Here is a 15,999-nt window from a genome sequence, read left to right as displayed (position 1 = left end):
GAATGGATCTGTCGTTGATCGGGATCGGATCGGGAAATCCCGACCATCTGACCTTGCAGGCCGTCCGCGCCCTGACCGAGGCCGATCTGGTCCTGATCCCCCGCAAGGGCGCGGACAAGGCGGATCTGGCCGATCTGCGCCATGCCATCCTGAACGCCCTGCCCCGCAAGCCCCCGGTGGTGGAGGTCGACCTGCCGGAGCGCGACCCCGCGATCGCGGATTACGCCACCCGGGTGGACCGCTGGCACGACGCCATCGCCCGATGCTGGGCCACGGCCCTGCGGGACGCGCGTCCGGGGGGCACGGGGCGGGTCGCCGTCATGGTCTGGGGCGATCCCTCGCTTTATGACAGCAGCCTGCGCATCGCAGCGCGGGTGGCGGACCATCTGCCGCTGACCGTGCGGGTGGTGCCGGGCATCACCGCGGTCCAGGCGCTGTGCGCCGCACATGCGATGCCCCTGAACACCGTGGGCGCGCCGGTCACCATCACCACCGGCCGCCAGTTGCGTGAGCGGGGCTGGGGCGCGGGCCCCGACACGCTGGTCGTGATGCTGGACGGCGATTGCGCCTTCACCACGCTGGACCCGGCGGGGGTGCACATCGCCTGGACCGCCTTTGCGGGCATGGCGCAGGAAGTGTCGATCGCGGGCCCGCTGGCCGAGGTGGGGCCGCGCATTCTGGCCGCCCGCGCGGCGGCGCGTGCCGATCATGGCTGGATCATGGATACCTACCGCCTGCAGCGGGGGCCCCATGCCTGAAATCACGCGCTCCGACTTCGGCACGAACATCATCATGCTGGGCCGTCGCTGGCGGCGGCTTGTGGATCAGGACGCCCGGACGCTGGGCTTCACCGAGGCGGTGTGGCCGCCGCTTCTGCATCTGGGCCTGTCGGGCGGCGGGATCACGCAGACCGCGCTGGCGGCGCGCGCCGGGGTGGACGGATCGACACTGGTGCGGGCGGTGACGCAGCTGATTGACGCGGGGCTGATCGAACGCCGCCCGGACATGAACGACCGGCGGGCCCGCCGCCTGTATCTGACCAACAAGGGCGAGGCGGCGGTCCTCGCGATCACCCGCATCATGACCGATCTTGAGACGCGAATGCTCGCGACCTTCTCGGCCGAGGAGGCCCATCGCGCCGTCGCCCTGATCCGCCGCATCGCCCTGTCGCTGGAGGACAAAGTGACCGCGCCGACCAAGGTCACGCATCCGTGATCGCCCCGGGGCAAGGTGATACGACGGAACGGACGCAAAACCGCGTATAAGGAAAACTGCACTCCGGCCATGAGGGACTTATGAACGCATTTGCACGCGCGCCGGCTGGCGTTCTGGCGCTGGCGCTTGGCGCGCTGATGGCGACATGCGCATGGGCACAGGGCCGCGGGCCGCAGGCACCGCAAGGGCCCGTCCGCGCCGGCATCGTCACGCTGGAACGCGGGCAAGTTCCGGTGACCGTGCCCCTGACCGGCCAAGCGGCGGCCTTCCGCGAGGCGCAGATCCGGCCCCTGGTCGCGGGGCTGGTGACCGACATCCTTTATGACGCGGGAACAGAGGTGCGCGCGGGCGACCCGCTGTTCCGCATCGACCCGCGCACCTATGACGCCAACCTCGCCTCGGCCGAGGCGCAATTGGCCAGCGCCAAGGCGGCCCTGCCCGCTGCCCAGGCCACGGTGGACCGGTTCGACAGGCTGGCGGGAACCGGCGTCACGCAGGCCGACGTGGATACCGCGCGCGTGAACCTGCTGCAGGCGCAGGCCGCGATCCGGCAGGCCGAGGCGGCGGTGGAGACCGCCCGCATCGATCTGGACCGAGCGACGATCCTCAGCCCCATCGACGGGGTGGCCGGCATCTCCGAAACCTCGGTCGGCGATCTGGTCACCTCGGGTCAGGCGGATGCGCTGACCACGGTGACCACGCTCGACCCGATCTATGTCGATCTGGCGCAATCCTCGGCGCGGATGCTTCAGGTGCGCGCCCGCATTGCCAGCGGCGACATGGAGGCGGGCGACCAGCTGCACATCGCGCTGCGGCTGGAAAACGACGAAGGCTATGACGGGACGGGGATTGTGCGGGCGATTTCGTCCAATGTCTCCACCACCACGGGGACGGTGCGGATCCGGGTGGAATTCGCCAATCCCGACCACCTGATCCTGCCCGGTATGTTCGTGCGCGCGCGGGTGACGCTGGGGACGGCCAACGCCTTCCTGATCCCCCAGCTTGCCGCGGGGCTGGAGGCGGACGGCACCATTTCCGTCTGGACGCTGGACGACGACGATATCGCACGCGAAGTGCGCCTGACCAGCATCGGCAGCACCGACAACGCCTGGATCGTCCCGCAGGGGCTGGAGGATGGCACCCGCCTGATGGTCGACAACATCGACACCATGCGCGAGGGCACCCAGATCGACCCGGTGCCGGTGCGCATCGACGCCTCGGGCGTCATCACCGAAACGGACAGCTGAGCGGATGGCCCATTTCTTCATCCACCGCCCCGTCTTTGCGTGGGTTCTGGCCATCGTCACCATGCTGTTCGGCCTTTTTGGCCTGACCACGCTGCCCATCTCGCAATATCCCGAGGTGTCGCCCCCCACGGTGCGCATCTCGGCCAGCTATCCCGGGGCCTCGGCCCAGGCGGTGGAGAATTCGGTCACCACGGTGATCGAGGATTCGCTGACGGGGCTGGACGGACTTCTTTACATGACCGGCAGTTCCGGCGCGGGCAGTTCGTCCATCACGTTGGTCTTCGATGACAGCACCGACGGCGACGATGCGCAGGTGGAGGTGCAGAACCAGCTTCAGCGCGTGTTGGCCCAACTGCCCGATCAGGTTCAGGATGACGGGGTGCGGGTGCGGCAGTCCACAAGCTCCATCCTGATGGTGGGCGCACTGGTCAGCGACGACAACAGCTTTTCCGCGCTGCAACTGGCCGACATGCTGGAGGAAACCGTCACCGGCCCGGTGGAACGGACCCAAGGCGTGGGCGGGATCAACGTCTTCGGATCGGGCTATGCCATGCGCATCTGGCTCGATCCCGACCGGTTGGTGCAATATCAGCTGACCCCGCAGGACGTGACCAACGCGGTTTCGGCCCAGAACAGCACGGTCACCGCCGGCTTCCTTGGCGATCAGCCCAATGTGGAAGGGCAGCAGTTCACAGCCCAGATCACTGCGCAAAGCCAATTGACCACGGTGGACGAATTCCGCGACATCCTGCTGAAAACGGGGGCCGAGGGCGCCGCCGTCCGTCTGGGCGATGTCGCGCGGGTGGAGATCGGGCAGGAAGGCTATGGCCGCGATTCCCGGTTCAGCGGCAAGAACGCGGCCGGGTTCGGGGTGAACCTGCAAACGGGGGCGAACGCGGTGGATACCGCCGCCCGTGTGCGCGAGACGCTGGCCTCCCTCGCCCCCGCCTTTCCCGAAGGCGTCAGCATCGCCTATGCCTATGACACGTCGCCCTTCGTGGAACGGTCGATCACCAAGGTCCAGCATACGCTGCTGGAAGCGATCGCGCTGGTCTTTGTGGTGATGTTCGTCTTCCTGCAGAACTGGCGCGCCACGCTGATCCCGACGCTGGCGGTGCCCGTCGTGCTTCTGGGCACGTTCGGGGTCCTGTCGGCCTTGGGATATTCCATCAACACGCTGACGATGTTCGCGATGGTTCTGGCGATCGGCCTTCTGGTCGATGACGCCATCGTCGTGGTGGAAAACGTCGAACGGGTGATGGAGGAGGACGGCCTCGGCCCGGTGGAGGCGACCGAGAAAAGCATGGGTCAGATCACCGGCGCGCTGATCGGGATCACCACCGTTCTGGGGGTGGTGTTCCTGCCGATGGCATTCTTCGGCGGATCGACCGGGGTGATCTATCGCCAGTTCTCGGTCACGATCATCACGGCGATGGGGTTGTCGCTGCTGGTCGCGCTGATCCTGACGCCCGCCTTGTGCGCGACCCTTCTGCGCCCGCGCAACCACGGCGGCGGCCCCGCCCCCGCCCGCTGGTTCAATCGCAATTTCGACCGGTTCACCAGAGGCTATCTGAACACCAACCGCCGCATCCTGCGCCGCCCGCCCGCCGCGATGGCCGCGCTGGCCGGGGTCGTGGGGGTGATCGCCTATCTGTTCATGTCGCTCCCCTCGTCCTTCCTGCCGCAAGAGGATCAGGGCTCGCTCATGGCGCAGATCCGCCTGCCCGAGGGCTCGACCAGCGTGCAGACCGACGCCGTCCTGCGCAAGGTGGAGGATTATTTCCTGACGCAGGAGCCGGGGGTGAAAAGCACCTTCGCGGCCCTGGGGTTCGGCTTTGGCGGCAATTCGCAGAACAGCGCCATGATCTTCGTGCAGCTGAAGGATTTCGCCGAACGGGCGGACGATCCCGATCTGGCGGCGGCGGCGATCGTGGCGCGGGCCAACGGCGCGTTGGCGGCCGACAACCGGCTGGGCCGCGTCTTCGTGCTGCAACCGCCCGCCATTCCGGGCATGGGCAATTCGTCCGGCTTTTCGATGTATCTGCTGGATCAGGGGGCCAACGGCCAGACCGCCCTGCGGCAGGCGGCCCGCGATCTGGTGGCCAACGCGACCGAGGATGGGCAGGTCACCAACATGCGCGGGGCCGAGGATTCGGCCCGCACCGCCCTGCGCATCGACATCGACGCGCAGAAGGTCCAAAGCTTCGGCCTGACGCTGAACGATGTGAACGGGATGCTCGGCACCATCTTCTCTGGCCGCAACGTCAACGATTTCGAAATGGGGTCCGAACTGCGCCCCGTCATCGTGCAGGCCGACGCCCCGTTCCGTATGCAGCCCGACGATGTGTTCCGCTGGTCCGCGCGCAATTCCGAAGGGCAGATGGTGCCCTTCCCGTCCTTCGCGACGCTGGACTGGGACACGGTTCCCGCCTCGTTGGCCCGTTACGGCGGGTCCTCGGCGCTGGAGATTTCGGGCGCGCCGGCGGAGGGCGTCTCGTCGGGTCAGGCGATGGCGCGGATGGAGGAACTGGTGGCCGAACTGCCCGGCGGTTATGGCGCGGCGTGGACCGGCCTTTCCTATCAGGAGCGTCTGTCGGGCAATCAGGCGCCGTTCCTTTACGCCATTTCGGTGCTGGTGGTGTTCCTGTGCCTGGCCGCCCTTTATGAAAGCTGGACGATCCCGCTGGCGGTGATGCTGGCCGTGCCCGTGGGGGTGATCGGCGCGCTGACGGCGGCCTTGCTGACGGGGCAGTCGAACGACGTCTATTTCAAGGTGGGGTTGCTCACCACCATCGGGCTGGCGGCAAAGAACGCCATCCTGATCGTGGAATTCGCGGTCGATCTGCAAAAGCAGGGGATGACCCTGCTGGACGCCACGGTGGAGGCCGCGCGCCAGCGGCTGCGCCCGATCCTCATGACCTCGTTCGCGTTCATTCTGGGGGTCGTGCCGCTGGCCACCGCCACGGGCGCGGGTGCGGGGGCCCAGAACGCCATCGGCATCGGCGTTCTGGGGGGGATGATTTCGGCCACGATCCTTGGCATCTTCTTCATTCCCGTCCTGTTCGTCTTCGTCCGCCGCCTGTTCCAGAGAAAATCCGCATGATGTTCCGCCCCCTGCCCGTCCTTGCCTGCCTTGCCCTTACGGCCTGCGCCGCGGGGCCCGACTACACCGCCCCCGAAATCGGCCTGACCTCCACCTTCGCCGAAGGGGATGCGGGCCCGATCGGACAGGTGGGGGCGCGCCGGTGGTGGACGGACCTGAACGATCCCCTTCTGAACGATCTGGTGACGCGCGGTCTGGCCCAGAACCTGAGCCTTGCGGCCGCCGAGGAGCGCATCGCGGCGGCGCGGGCGGCGTTGGCCCAGACGGGGGTGCGGGCGGCCGTGGATGGCGGGCTGTCGGCCGGGTCCACGCGCGGGGGCAGCGATGTGCAGGCGGCGGGCACCCGCAGCAGCACGACGCTGACCGCCGATATCGCCATCGACCTGTTCGGTCGGGTGGCCCGCGCGCGGCAATCGGCGGCGGCGGATCTGGGCGCGGCCGAGGCGGGGGCGGGCGTCACGCGGCTGGCCTATCTGTCGGGGATCGTGGGCGCCTATATCGAGGCGCGCTATGCCCAGAATGCCCTTGCGCTGACGCGGCAGACCATCACCACCCGCGAACGCACGCTGGAGATCACGCGCAACCAGCGGGCCTCCGGTGCCGCGACGGAACTGGATGAGGCCCAGGTGCTGGCCCTTCTGGACACCGCCCGCGCCGACATTCCGCGGCTTGAGGCGACCTTCCTCTCCAATGTCTACGCCCTGGCGACCTTGCTGGCGGAACCCGCCGCCCCGCTGGTGACCCGAATGCAGCGCGGCGCGCCCCAACCCCGCCCGCGCGGCACCGCCGCCACCGGCATCCCCGCCGATCTGGTGCGCAACCGCCCCGATGTGCGGCAGGCCGAACGCCAGTTCGCGGCGGCGGTCGCGGATGTGGGGGTGGCGGCGGCGCAGATGTATCCCTCGCTGTCCCTGTCCGGTTCGGTGACCGAAGGCGGCAACAGCGCGTGGAGCTTCGGGCCCTCGATCACCCAGGCGATCCTTGGCCTGCCGCGTCAGCGCGCCGCCCGCCAACAGGCCGAAGCGCAGGCGCGCGAGGCCGAGATCGCCTGGCGCGCCGCCGTTCTGGACGCGGTGGAGGATGTGCAGACCACCAACAGCACCTGGCGGCGCGACCAGCAGCGCGCGGCGCTTCTGGGCCGGTCGGTCGGATCCTATGACCGCGCGCTGACCCTGTCGCAGGAGAATTTCTCGGCGGGGGCGCTGTCGCTTCTGGACCTGCTGGACACCGACCGCGCCCTGGCGCAGGCGCGGCTGGCCGAGGCGGCGGCGATCCGCGACGTGGCGGTGAACTGGGCGACGCTGCAGGTCGCCCTTGGGGCCGGGGCGTTCGCGCGTTAATTCGGCAGCGCGCCGCAGAACCCGCCCGAGGCGGTGACCCCGGACCCCAGGGCCAGCATCGGCGGGGCGACCCAGGGGTTGGGCGGGGCGGCCCGCAGGTCCAGCAGGACGACGGCGGCCACAAGGGCCAGCGCCAGCGGGGCGGTGACGCGGCGGGTCATGCGCGCCCCTCCATTCCCAGCCACGGGCGCAAGCGGACGCCGATCATCGACCCCGCGAACCCGGCGGCGAACCAGACCCAGCCATGCAGGCTGCCGGTGGAGATGCCGGAGAAGAACGCCCCCACATTGCACCCGAACGCCAGACGCGAGGAGTATCCCAGGAGCAGCCCCGCCACCACCGTCGCCACCCAGGCGCGGGCGGGCAGTTTCGGCACCGGCTGCGACAACCCGCCCGTCCGCCATGCGGCGATCAGGAACGCGCCGCCGATCAACCCGATATTGGTCAGCGAGGTGACATCGGTCAGAACGCTGGCCCCAAGCCGTGCGGCATTGCCGGGCGCCGCCCAGAAGCCCGAGGCGGACAGGTCCATCCCCACCGCCTGCGCCCCCTTGGCCACCCACAGGCCAAGGCCATAGACCACCCCCCAGGGTTGGCCCGCCACGATCAGGTTCCCCACCGCCAGCGCCGCCACGATCCCCGCCGCCCACAAAAGGCGACCGGGAATGCGCCGCGTGCCGGGGGCCGCCACCGCCAAAAGCACCGCCGCGACCACCGCCAGAAGGATCAGCGTCACCACAAGCCCGCTTGTGCCCTGCAGCACCAGAATGGGCAACGCGCCCAGATCGGTCCACCACAGCAGGTGATACGACCCCGCAAAGCTGCCGATGGCAAAGAACGGCAGCGCCAGAAGCCCCACCGGATTGCCGCTGCCCGCATTGACCAGCGTGCCCGACCCGCAGCCCAGAACCACCTGCATCGCCGCGCCGAAGACGAAGGCCCCCCCCGCCATGGCCCAGCCAATGGGGGCCTGCGCGCCTACCAACTCTCCCGCATGGGCGGCCAGCAGGGGAAACGCCACGACCGACACGAGCCCGATCGCCAGAAGCTGCGCAAGGATCCCCGACGGGTCGCGCCGCAGGATCATCGCCCGCCACGGCCCGGCGAAGCCGAAGCGCAACCCCTCAAGCGTCATGCCGATGCCAAGGCCAATGGTCAGCAGAAGGCCATAGCGCGCGCCTGCGAAAACGGACACGGCGGCGATCACCGCCACCGCCCCCGCGATCAGCCCAAGACGGGGCGCGATCCGCCCCGCATCCGTCATCGGAACCGCCGTCATCCGTTCGAGCCCCGCACCTGCCGCACAAGATTGTCCCACAGGCTGGGTTCGTTCTGCATGGCGCCGCCCGTCTGGGAATAGCCGACCATGGATTCGGGATAGAGTTTGACGTTGGGCAGGCCCGCCACCTCGGACAGGGCGAACCATTCGGTCGCCGCCCAATGGCCGGTGTTGCAGAAGGACACGACCTCATCCCCCTGCCCGATCCCGGCCTCTGCGGCCACGTCACGCGCCGTGTCGGCCCCCGCCAGACGCGGGGTGCCGTCGAAGAAGCCCGAATGCGGCACGCTTTGCGCCAGGGGCAGCGTTCCCGGTTTCGCCGCCGCCGGATGGGCCTGCGCCCCGTCGAAGAACGGCGTCGGGCGCGCGTCGATCAGGTGGGCCGTGCGGTCGCCCGCGACGATGGCGTCCACCTCGTCGCGCGTGGCCAGCCACTGGTCGGAAAAGGTGACATCCACCGTGGACGGCGTCGGCGCAACGCCCTCGGTCTGGACCGGCTGGCCCGCATCGCGCCACGCATTCATGCCACCGTTCAAAATCGCCAGTTGGCTGACACCGGAGGATTTGAGGGTCCAATACACCCGCGCCGCCGCCCCGAAATCGCTGTCATCCTTGCCCTGGTGCACGACGACCACGGGCCTGTCCAGCGTCACGCCAAGGGCGCGCAGGCGGGATTCCAGCTCCTCCTCCGGGACCAGCGCGCCGGGGTTTTCCGCCGGACCGCGGAACAGGCCGTAAGGCGCGGGGATCGCGCCCGGAACGTGCCCCGCCTCATACCCCGTCTCGCGGATATCGAGGATCAGGGGCGCGGACCCTTCGGCCGCCAGATCGGCGGGGGTCACAAGCGGGCCGATATCGGCAACCGCCAGTCCGGTGGTGCCCAACAGGGCCAGCGTGGCAAGAAGGGTGGTTTTCATGTCGGTCCCCTGACGGTTCGGGTTTGGCGTCATGTTGGGCATTTCGGGTCAGGTGGCAAGATGTGACGCCGGTCCTGCCCCGCCGCGTTCGGGAACGATATTCCACGCTGGCGACAGGCACCCCGGACAATCCCGCCCGAATACCGTCTGAATGGACGAATGTCCCAATCCTGACATGCATGTGAACCAACCTTCTTATTTCGCCCACCCCCGCTTGCATCGGCGGCGACAGGCGGCTAGCGTCAAGGGACTACTCGTTGGGGCGTCCCGTCTGGGGGCTGAGAGGTGCGATGCACCGACCCATCGAACCTGATCCGGGTCATGCCGGCGGAGGGAACGAGTGTGCAGCGACCCGCGCGGGGGACATCCCGCCCGCATATGTTGCAGACCCCCGTTCGTCATGGCCCATTGGCACGAAGGATGGCGGGCATGACCCCCACGGCGATGACGATAGCAGGCTCCGACAGCGGCGGGGGCGCGGGCATTCAGGCGGATCTGAAGACCTTTGCCGCGTTCGGGGTCTTCGGCACCAGCGCGATAACGGCGATCACCGCGCAGAACACGCGCGCGGTCACCCGGGTCGATCCGGTCGCCCCCGCGACGATCGCGGCGCAGATGCGCACGGTGCTGGCGGATATCCGCATCGACGCGGTCAAGATCGGGATGGTGGGGGATGCCGCGGCGATCGCCGCCGTCGCCTCCGCCCTGCCCGACCGGCCCGTGGTGCTGGACCCCGTGATGGTGGCGAAATCGGGCGATCTTCTGTTGCCCGAGGATGCGGTGGACGCGATGGTTGCCCATCTTCTGCCCCGCGCCACGGTGCTGACCCCCAACCTGCCCGAAGCGGCCCGCCTGACCCGCCTGCCGCTGGCCGGGACCGAGGCCGCGATGCTGGAGCAGGCCCGCGCCCTGCGGGCCATGGGCGCGGCCTTCGTCCTGATGAAGGGCGGCCATGCCGAGGGGCCGGTCTGTGTCGATCTTCTGGTGGGCGACGGGGTGCACCGACTGGCCGCCCCCCGGCAGGCCACGCGCAACACCCACGGGACCGGCTGCACGCTTTCGGCAGCCATCGCCGCCGGGCTGGCCCGCGGGCAGCCGATGGAGGAGGCGGTCACCCGCGCGCATCGCTGGCTGCAAGGGGCGATCGCCGCCGCCGATGGGCTGGGTCTGGGCCACGGCCACGGTCCGGTTCACCACTTTCATTCGGGGGGGCCGCAATGATCACCGTTCAAGGCGCGGGCGTCTTGGGCCTGTGCATCGCCACCGAACTTCGCGCGCGCGGGGTGCCCGTGCAGATCGCCGCCCGCCCGCCGGGGCCGGAGGCGTGTTCATGGTATGCGGGCGGAATGCTCGCCCCGTTCTGCGAAGGGGAGACGGCGGAGGAGCCCGTCCTTCGTCTGGGCCAGGAGGCTGTCGACTGGTGGGCGGCGGCGGGCGTGCCCGTCACACGGCGCGGCACATTGGTGATCAGCCCCGCGCGGGACCGGGCCGATCTGGAACGGTTCGCCCGCCGCACGACCCACCATCGCCGCGTGACGGGCGAGGACATCGCCGCGCTGGAACCCGCGCTGGCCGGACGTTTCCGCGAGGGGCTGTTCTTCGAGGGGGAGGCGCATCTGTCGCCCCGCACGGCCCTTTCCCATCTGGTGGCGCGGCTGACCGAAGGGGGGGTCCGGTTCGACGCGCCGCTGGACGGCCGGATCGTGGACACCCGGGGCCGCAGCGCCCGCGACCGCCTGCCCGACCTGCGCGGCGTGCGGGGGGAGATGGTGGTTCTGCGCTGCCCCGAGGTGACGCTGACGCGGCCCCTTCGCCTGCTGCATTCGCGCATCCCGCTCTATCTCGTGCCGCGCGGCGACGGGATCTACATGCTGGGGGCGACGATGGTGGAATCGGGGGCCACCGGCCCCATCACGGCCCGCGCGCTGCTGGAAATGCTGTCCGCCGCCTATGCCCTCCACCCCGCCCTGGCCGAGGGCGAGGTGATCGAGACGGGGGCGAACGCCCGCCCCGCCTTTCCCGACAACCTGCCCCGCCTGCGCCGGATCGGCGGCACGCTGTTTGCCAACGGCCTGCACCGGCACGGCTTTCTTCTGGCCCCCGCCATGGCGCGGATGGCCGCCGACCACCTGACCCAAGGAACGATACCGGAGTTCATGGATGAACATCACGATTAACGGCACCCCGCACGACCTGATCGCCACCAACGTCGAAGGCGCGCTGAGCGAGGCCGGGTTCACCGGCAAGGTCGCGACCGCCCTGAACGGGGCCTTCGTGCCCAAAGGCCTGCGCGCCACCACCCCCCTGACCGAAGGGGCGGCGCTGGAGGTTCTCGCCCCGATGCAGGGGGGCTGATCATGCCCGTCTTTTACGGAACGAAGGTGAACAGCCCGCTGATGCTGGGCACGGCCGGATACCCCTCGCCCAAGATCCTCGCCGATGCGTTTCGCGCATCAAAGGCGGGCATTGCCACCGTGTCCCTGCGGCGCGAGGCAGGGGGCGGGCAGGATTTCTGGAACCTGATCCGCGACCTTGGCATCCGTGTCCTGCCCAACACCGCCGGATGCCATTCGGTGCGCGAGGTCGTGACCACCGCCCACATGGCGCGCGAGGTGTTCGACACCCCGTGGATCAAGCTGGAGGTGATCGGCCATGCCGACAGCCTGCAACCCGACCCCTTCGCCCTGGTGGAAGCGGCGCAGATCCTGACGGCGGAGGGCTTTCAGGTCTTCCCCTATTGCACCGAGGATCTGATCCTGTGCGAACGGCTGGTGGAGGCGGGGTGCGAGGTTCTGATGCCCTGGGGGGCACCCATCGGTTCGGGCCGGGGGTTGAACAACCCTTACGGCCTGCGGGCCCTGCGCGCCCATTTCCCCGACGTGCCGTTGGTGGTGGATGCGGGGATCGGCCTGCCCAGCCATGCAGCCGCGGCGATGGAGATGGGGTATGACGCCATCCTTCTGAACACCGCCGTGGCCAAATCGGGCGATCCGGCGGCCATGGCGCGGGCGATGTCCCTGGCGATCGAGGCGGGCCGCGCCGCCCATCTGGCCGACCCGATGGAGGCGCGCGACATGGCCGCCCCCTCCACCCCCCTGATCGGAAGGGCCTTCCTGTGATCCTGCCCCGCTTCTATCCCATCTTCGACAATGCCGACTGGATCGCCCGCGCCCTGCCCCTTGGTGTGCGGATGGTCCAACTGCGCGTGAAGGACCGCGACCCGCGCGAGGATATCCTCCGCGCCCGCGACCTGTGCCGCGATGCAGGCGCGATCCTTGTGGTGAACGACCATTGGGAACTGGCTTTGGACCTGAACTGCGACTGGGTCCATCTGGGACAGGAGGATCTGGACACCGCCGACCTGCCCGCCCTGCGCCACCGGCTGCGCCTTGGCATTTCCACCCATGATCAGGCCGAACTGGACCGCGCCCTGGCCTGCCGTCCCGATTACATCGCGCTTGGCCCCGTCTGGCCCACCATTCTGAAGAAGATGAAATGGGAACGGCAGGGCGTCGGGAAACTGACCGAATGGAAGGCGAAGATCGGCGCCATCCCCCTGATCGCCATTGGAGGCCTGACCCCCGACCGCGCGGTGGAGGCGTTCGGGGCGGGCGCGGATGTCGCCTCTGCCGTGACCGACATCACGCTGAACCCCGACCCCGAGGCGCGGATGCGCGACTGGCTGCGGGTGTGCGGATGAGCCGCCATGCCCGTCAGAAACAGGTGATTGGGGATGCGGGGCAGGCCCGGCTGGCCGCCGCGCATGTGCTGGTGGTGGGGGCCGGCGGGCTGGGCGTGCCGGTCCTGCAATACCTGACCGGCGCGGGGGTGGGCCGGATCACCGTCATCGACCCCGATGTGGTGGAGGAGAGCAACCTGCACCGCCAGCCCATCTATGCCCGCCATATCGGACATCCCAAGGCCAAGGCTGCGGCGGCGGAGATGGCCCTGCTGAACCCCGAGGTGCGGGTGGACCCGATCGTGGACCGCCTGACCCCCGCCACGCCTTTGGATGGGTTCGATCTGGTCCTGGATTGCGCCGACAGTTTCGCCGCCAGCTACACCCTGTCGGACCGCTGCGGGGCGGTGCCGCTGATCTCGGCCTCGGTCCTTGGCATGTCGGGTTATGTCGGCGGGTTCTGCGGCGGGGCGCCTTCGCTGCGGGCGGTGTTCCCCGATCTGCCGGACACCGCCGCCACCTGCGCAACGGCGGGGGTGATGGGGCCGATGGTGGCGATGCTGGGCGCGGCACAGGCGCAGATGGCGCTGGCGGTTCTGCTGGGCCAGACACCGTCGCCGCTGGGGCATCTGCTGCGCTTTGACGGGCTTCGGCCATCGTCCTTCCGCTTCGATACCGCGCCGGAGCCTGCGGGCTGGCACCCGTTCGTGGCGCTGGCCGATCTGGCCCCCGACGATCTGGTGGTGGATGTCCGCCAACCCGACCTTCCCCCCACCGCGCCCCGGACCGGGCAGCGCACCGTCTTCGTCTGCCGCTCCGGCCTCAGGGCCTGGCGGGCGGCGGACGATCTGCGCGCCCGCTGGGACGGCGACATTGCCCTTCTTGCCGATGGAGACCCCGGATGAAACACGTTCTGACCGCCCTGCTGCTTCTTCCCTCGCCCGTGATGGCGGAGCCTGTGACCCTGATCCTCGACTGGTTCGTCAACCCGGATCATGCGCCCATCGTCATCGCCGCCGAAAAGGGCTTCTTCAGCGATCAGGGGCTGGAGGTGGAGATCGTGGCCCCGGCCGACCCCTCCGATCCGCCGCGCATGGTCGCCTCCGGTCAGGCGCAGATCGGCATCGGCTATCAACCCCAGCTTCACCTTGCGACACAGGAAGGTCTGCCGATCACGCGCATCGGCACGCTGGTCGCCACACCCCTGAATTGCGTGACGGTGCTGGCGGATGGGCCGGTCCAGTCGGTGGCCGATCTGGAGGGAAGGAAGGTCGGCTACTCCGTTCCCGGCATGGAGACGGCGTTGATGACGGCGATGATGCGCCATGCCGGGGCCGATCCGGGCGCGGTGGAGATGGTGAATGTCAGCTGGGCGCTGACCGGATCGCTTCTGTCGGGACAGGTCGATGCGACCATCGGCGGATACCGGAACTTCGAACTGACCCAGATGGCGCAGGAAGGGGCCGAGGGCCGCTGCCTGTTCGTGGAGGAGGAGGGGATTCCGCCCTATGACGAACTGATCTACCTCGCCCGTCCCGACGCCGACCGCGACCTGCTGCAACGGTTCATGGCGGCGGTGGAACGTGGCGCGCAATGGACGATCAACCACCCGGATGAGGCGTGGGACAGCTTCGTCGCCGCCCATCCCGATCTGGATGACCCGTTGAACCGGACGGCATGGGATCTGACCCTGCCCCGCCTGTCGCAAAGCCCCGCCGGTCTGGACCACGGCCGCTATGCCCGGTTCGAGACGTTCATGGTCGAGGCGGGTCTGGTGGACAGCTCCCGCCCCGTGGCCGATCTGGCGATGGATGTCTGGCAATGAGCTATGGTCGCACCTTTCCCCTGTGGCGGGACATGGCGGCGGATTGGGACGCCTATACCCGCGCGCCCTTTCTGGCCGCCCTGGCCGATGGATCGCTGCCGCACGCGACGTTCCACGACTATCTGGCGCAGGATTACCGCTTTCTGATCCATTTCTCCCGCGCGTGGGGGCTGGGGGTGGCGAAGGCCGGGTCGCCCGCCGAAATGCGGGCCTGCGCGCGGATGGTGCACGCGCTGATGGACACCGAACTGTCGCTTCATGTCGATCTGTGCGGCAAGGCGGGCATCCCCGAGGCCGCGCTGATCGCAACGGAAGAATGCGCGGGGACACTGGCCTATACCCGCTTTGTCATGGATGCGGGATATTCCGGCGGGTTTCTGGATCTGCTGGCGGCGCTTGCCCCCTGCATCTTCGGCTATGGCGAAGTCGGCGCGCGCCTGATGGCCGGGCGATATGCGCCCGCCTATGCCCCGTGGATCGAAGCCTATGGCGGGGCAGAGTATCAGGACCTGTGCCGCAGCATGGCGGCGCTGCTGGATCGCGCGGTGACCGACCGGCTGGGCGATACGCCCGCGGCGGTGCCGGTCTGGCGCGATCTGGGCCGGACCTTCGCCACCGCCACCACGTTGGAGGCGGGGTTCTGGCCGCGTCTGGGGTGATCCGGCTGGTGCTCGGCGCGGGGGCGGTCTGGTATCTGGCGATCCGGCTGGGGGAAATTCCCCCCTATCTTCTGCCCGCCCCCGACCGTGTGGGCCGCGCGCTTTGGACCGCACGGGGGGCGTTGGCCGAAGCCGGGCTTCATACGCTGAGCGAGGTGGTCGCAGGCTTTGCCCTTGGCGCCGCGATCGGAATGACGCTGGCCATCGGCATGGCCCTGTCGGTGGGTCTGCGGCGGACATTGCTGCCGGTCCTGACCTTCAGCCAGACGATCCCGATCTTCGCGCTCGCCCCCCTCCTGACCCTGTGGCTGGGCTTCGGCATGGCCCCCAAGATCGCGGTCGTGGCGCTGACCGTGCTGTTTCCCGTCGCGGCAAGCTGGTTCGACGGGCTGATGCGGCCCGACCCCCTGCATCTGAAGGTGATGGAGAGTTTCGGGGCGTCCCACCGTCAGACCTTCGTGGCGGTGCGCCTGCCCTCGGCCCGGCCCGCGCTGGCGACGGGGCTGCGGATGGCGGCGGTCTATGCGCCCGTGGGCGCGATCATCGGCGAATGGGTGGGCGGGTCGCAGGGGCTGGGGGCCATGATGATCGCCTCCAACGCCCGGATGAAGACCGACCTTCTGTTCGCGGCCCTGGCCGTGACGGTTGCGCTGTCGCTGACATTCCGCGCGGCGATCGGGGCGCTGGCCGACCGGATCGCGCGCATATGAAAAAGGCGGCCCGGGGGCCGCCTTT

Annotated in this window: 17 protein-coding genes and 1 riboswitch; of the genes, 14 read left to right on the top strand and 3 right to left on the bottom strand. The window is 69.2% G+C overall.

Features of this window, described 5'->3' with window-relative positions:
- The first annotated feature begins 2 nt into the window (after positions 1-2).
- The 5 genes from cobF (at position 3) to MU449_RS03980 (ending at position 6,905) form a co-directional block, all read left to right on the top strand.
- A complete protein-coding gene (gene cobF / locus MU449_RS04000) occupies positions 3-758 on the top strand; it encodes a precorrin-6A synthase (deacetylating) (RefSeq protein WP_244736717.1) in 756 nt (251 codons plus the stop codon).
- Positions 751-1,215, top strand: coding sequence for a MarR family winged helix-turn-helix transcriptional regulator (locus tag MU449_RS03995; RefSeq protein WP_244736716.1), 465 nt, complete (start codon positions 751-753; stop codon positions 1,213-1,215). Before cobF ends, MU449_RS03995 begins: the two co-directional genes overlap by 8 nt.
- An 80-nt stretch (positions 1,216-1,295) precedes the next feature.
- Positions 1,296-2,462, top strand: a complete 1,167-nt coding sequence (locus MU449_RS03990) for an efflux RND transporter periplasmic adaptor subunit (RefSeq protein WP_244736715.1) — start codon at positions 1,296-1,298, stop codon at positions 2,460-2,462.
- 4 nt (positions 2,463-2,466) lie between these two features.
- Complete coding sequence (locus MU449_RS03985) at positions 2,467-5,565, top strand: multidrug efflux RND transporter permease subunit (RefSeq protein WP_244736714.1); 3,099 nt, start codon at positions 2,467-2,469, stop codon at positions 5,563-5,565.
- Positions 5,562-6,905, top strand: a complete 1,344-nt coding sequence (locus MU449_RS03980) for an efflux transporter outer membrane subunit (protein WP_244736713.1) — start codon at positions 5,562-5,564, stop codon at positions 6,903-6,905. Before MU449_RS03985 ends, MU449_RS03980 begins: the two co-directional genes overlap by 4 nt.
- Here MU449_RS03980 and MU449_RS03975 read toward each other — a convergent pair.
- Genes MU449_RS03975 through MU449_RS03965 form a run of 3 tightly spaced genes read right to left on the bottom strand, consistent with a single transcriptional unit; the run spans position 6,902 to position 9,101 of the window.
- A complete protein-coding gene (locus MU449_RS03975) occupies positions 6,902-7,066 on the bottom strand; it encodes a hypothetical protein (protein ID WP_244736712.1) in 165 nt (54 codons plus the stop codon). The genes MU449_RS03980 and MU449_RS03975 overlap by 4 nt on opposite strands.
- On the bottom strand, positions 7,063-8,184 hold the full coding sequence (locus MU449_RS03970; protein WP_244736711.1) for a YeeE/YedE family protein: 1,122 nt from the start codon (positions 8,182-8,184) through the stop codon (positions 7,063-7,065). Before MU449_RS03970 ends, MU449_RS03975 begins: the two co-directional genes overlap by 4 nt.
- A complete protein-coding gene (locus MU449_RS03965; RefSeq protein ID WP_244736710.1) occupies positions 8,181-9,101 on the bottom strand; it encodes a sulfurtransferase in 921 nt (306 codons plus the stop codon). Before MU449_RS03965 ends, MU449_RS03970 begins: the two co-directional genes overlap by 4 nt.
- A 248-nt stretch (positions 9,102-9,349) precedes the next feature.
- A riboswitch (TPP riboswitch) is annotated at positions 9,350-9,454 on the top strand.
- Between the two features lie 76 nt (positions 9,455-9,530).
- On the opposite strand from MU449_RS03965, the gene thiD reads away from it, so the two are divergent.
- Genes thiD through MU449_RS03920 form a run of 9 tightly spaced genes read left to right on the top strand, consistent with a single transcriptional unit; the run spans position 9,531 to position 15,974 of the window.
- Entirely contained in the window at positions 9,531-10,322 is a 792-nt protein-coding gene (thiD, locus tag MU449_RS03960; protein ID WP_244736709.1) for a bifunctional hydroxymethylpyrimidine kinase/phosphomethylpyrimidine kinase, read from the top strand.
- Positions 10,319-11,278: an FAD-dependent oxidoreductase gene (locus MU449_RS03955; RefSeq protein WP_244736708.1), complete on the top strand. Its 960-nt coding sequence runs from the start codon at positions 10,319-10,321 to the stop codon at positions 11,276-11,278. The genes thiD and MU449_RS03955 overlap by 4 nt, the downstream gene beginning before the upstream one ends.
- Positions 11,262-11,456, top strand: coding sequence for a sulfur carrier protein ThiS (thiS, locus tag MU449_RS03950; RefSeq protein WP_244736707.1), 195 nt, complete (start codon positions 11,262-11,264; stop codon positions 11,454-11,456). Before MU449_RS03955 ends, thiS begins: the two co-directional genes overlap by 17 nt.
- A 2-nt stretch (positions 11,457-11,458) precedes the next feature.
- Entirely contained in the window at positions 11,459-12,220 is a 762-nt protein-coding gene (locus MU449_RS03945; RefSeq protein WP_244736706.1) for a thiazole synthase, read from the top strand.
- Positions 12,217-12,801 carry a thiamine phosphate synthase gene (locus tag MU449_RS03940; protein WP_244736705.1) on the top strand — a complete coding sequence of 195 codons (585 nt, stop codon included), beginning with the start codon at positions 12,217-12,219 and terminating at the stop codon, positions 12,799-12,801. The genes MU449_RS03945 and MU449_RS03940 overlap by 4 nt, the downstream gene beginning before the upstream one ends.
- A complete protein-coding gene (locus MU449_RS03935) occupies positions 12,798-13,685 on the top strand; it encodes a HesA/MoeB/ThiF family protein (protein WP_244736704.1) in 888 nt (295 codons plus the stop codon). Before MU449_RS03940 ends, MU449_RS03935 begins: the two co-directional genes overlap by 4 nt.
- Positions 13,682-14,605 (top strand): ABC transporter substrate-binding protein, encoded by a 924-nt coding sequence (locus tag MU449_RS03930; RefSeq protein ID WP_244736703.1) that lies wholly within the window; start codon positions 13,682-13,684, stop codon positions 14,603-14,605. The genes MU449_RS03935 and MU449_RS03930 overlap by 4 nt, the downstream gene beginning before the upstream one ends.
- Positions 14,602-15,264: a TenA family protein gene (locus tag MU449_RS03925; RefSeq protein WP_244736702.1), complete on the top strand. Its 663-nt coding sequence runs from the start codon at positions 14,602-14,604 to the stop codon at positions 15,262-15,264. Before MU449_RS03930 ends, MU449_RS03925 begins: the two co-directional genes overlap by 4 nt.
- A complete protein-coding gene (locus MU449_RS03920; protein ID WP_244736701.1) occupies positions 15,261-15,974 on the top strand; it encodes an ABC transporter permease in 714 nt (237 codons plus the stop codon). Before MU449_RS03925 ends, MU449_RS03920 begins: the two co-directional genes overlap by 4 nt.
- Positions 15,975-15,999 lie beyond the last annotated feature (25 nt).

The organism is Falsirhodobacter halotolerans, assembly GCF_022899245.1.
Lineage (GTDB): Bacteria > Pseudomonadota > Alphaproteobacteria > Rhodobacterales > Rhodobacteraceae > Falsirhodobacter > Falsirhodobacter halotolerans.
The sequence above is the reverse complement of the archived record's forward strand: the minus strand, read 5'-3'. Positions and strand labels throughout refer to the sequence as shown.

Coding starts and splice junctions, on each gene's coding strand:
- cobF (WP_244736717.1), top strand. CDS start 3: ATGGATCTGTCGTTGATCGGGATCGGATCGGGAAATCCCGACCATCTG.
- MU449_RS03995 (WP_244736716.1), top strand. CDS start 751: ATGCCTGAAATCACGCGCTCCGACTTCGGCACGAACATCATCATGCTG.
- MU449_RS03980 (WP_244736713.1), top strand. CDS start 5,562: ATGATGTTCCGCCCCCTGCCCGTCCTTGCCTGCCTTGCCCTTACGGCC.
- MU449_RS03955 (WP_244736708.1), top strand. CDS start 10,319: ATGATCACCGTTCAAGGCGCGGGCGTCTTGGGCCTGTGCATCGCCACC.
- MU449_RS03965 (WP_244736710.1), bottom strand. CDS start 9,101: ATGAAAACCACCCTTCTTGCCACGCTGGCCCTGTTGGGCACCACCGGA.
- thiS (WP_244736707.1), top strand. CDS start 11,262: ATGAACATCACGATTAACGGCACCCCGCACGACCTGATCGCCACCAAC.
- MU449_RS03970 (WP_244736711.1), bottom strand. CDS start 8,184: ATGACGGCGGTTCCGATGACGGATGCGGGGCGGATCGCGCCCCGTCTT.
- MU449_RS03930 (WP_244736703.1), top strand. CDS start 13,682: ATGAAACACGTTCTGACCGCCCTGCTGCTTCTTCCCTCGCCCGTGATG.
- thiD (WP_244736709.1), top strand. CDS start 9,531: ATGACCCCCACGGCGATGACGATAGCAGGCTCCGACAGCGGCGGGGGC.
- MU449_RS03945 (WP_244736706.1), top strand. CDS start 11,459: ATGCCCGTCTTTTACGGAACGAAGGTGAACAGCCCGCTGATGCTGGGC.
- MU449_RS03975 (WP_244736712.1), bottom strand. CDS start 7,066: ATGACCCGCCGCGTCACCGCCCCGCTGGCGCTGGCCCTTGTGGCCGCC.
- MU449_RS03935 (WP_244736704.1), top strand. CDS start 12,798: ATGAGCCGCCATGCCCGTCAGAAACAGGTGATTGGGGATGCGGGGCAG.
- MU449_RS03990 (WP_244736715.1), top strand. CDS start 1,296: ATGAACGCATTTGCACGCGCGCCGGCTGGCGTTCTGGCGCTGGCGCTT.
- MU449_RS03985 (WP_244736714.1), top strand. CDS start 2,467: ATGGCCCATTTCTTCATCCACCGCCCCGTCTTTGCGTGGGTTCTGGCC.
- MU449_RS03925 (WP_244736702.1), top strand. CDS start 14,602: ATGAGCTATGGTCGCACCTTTCCCCTGTGGCGGGACATGGCGGCGGAT.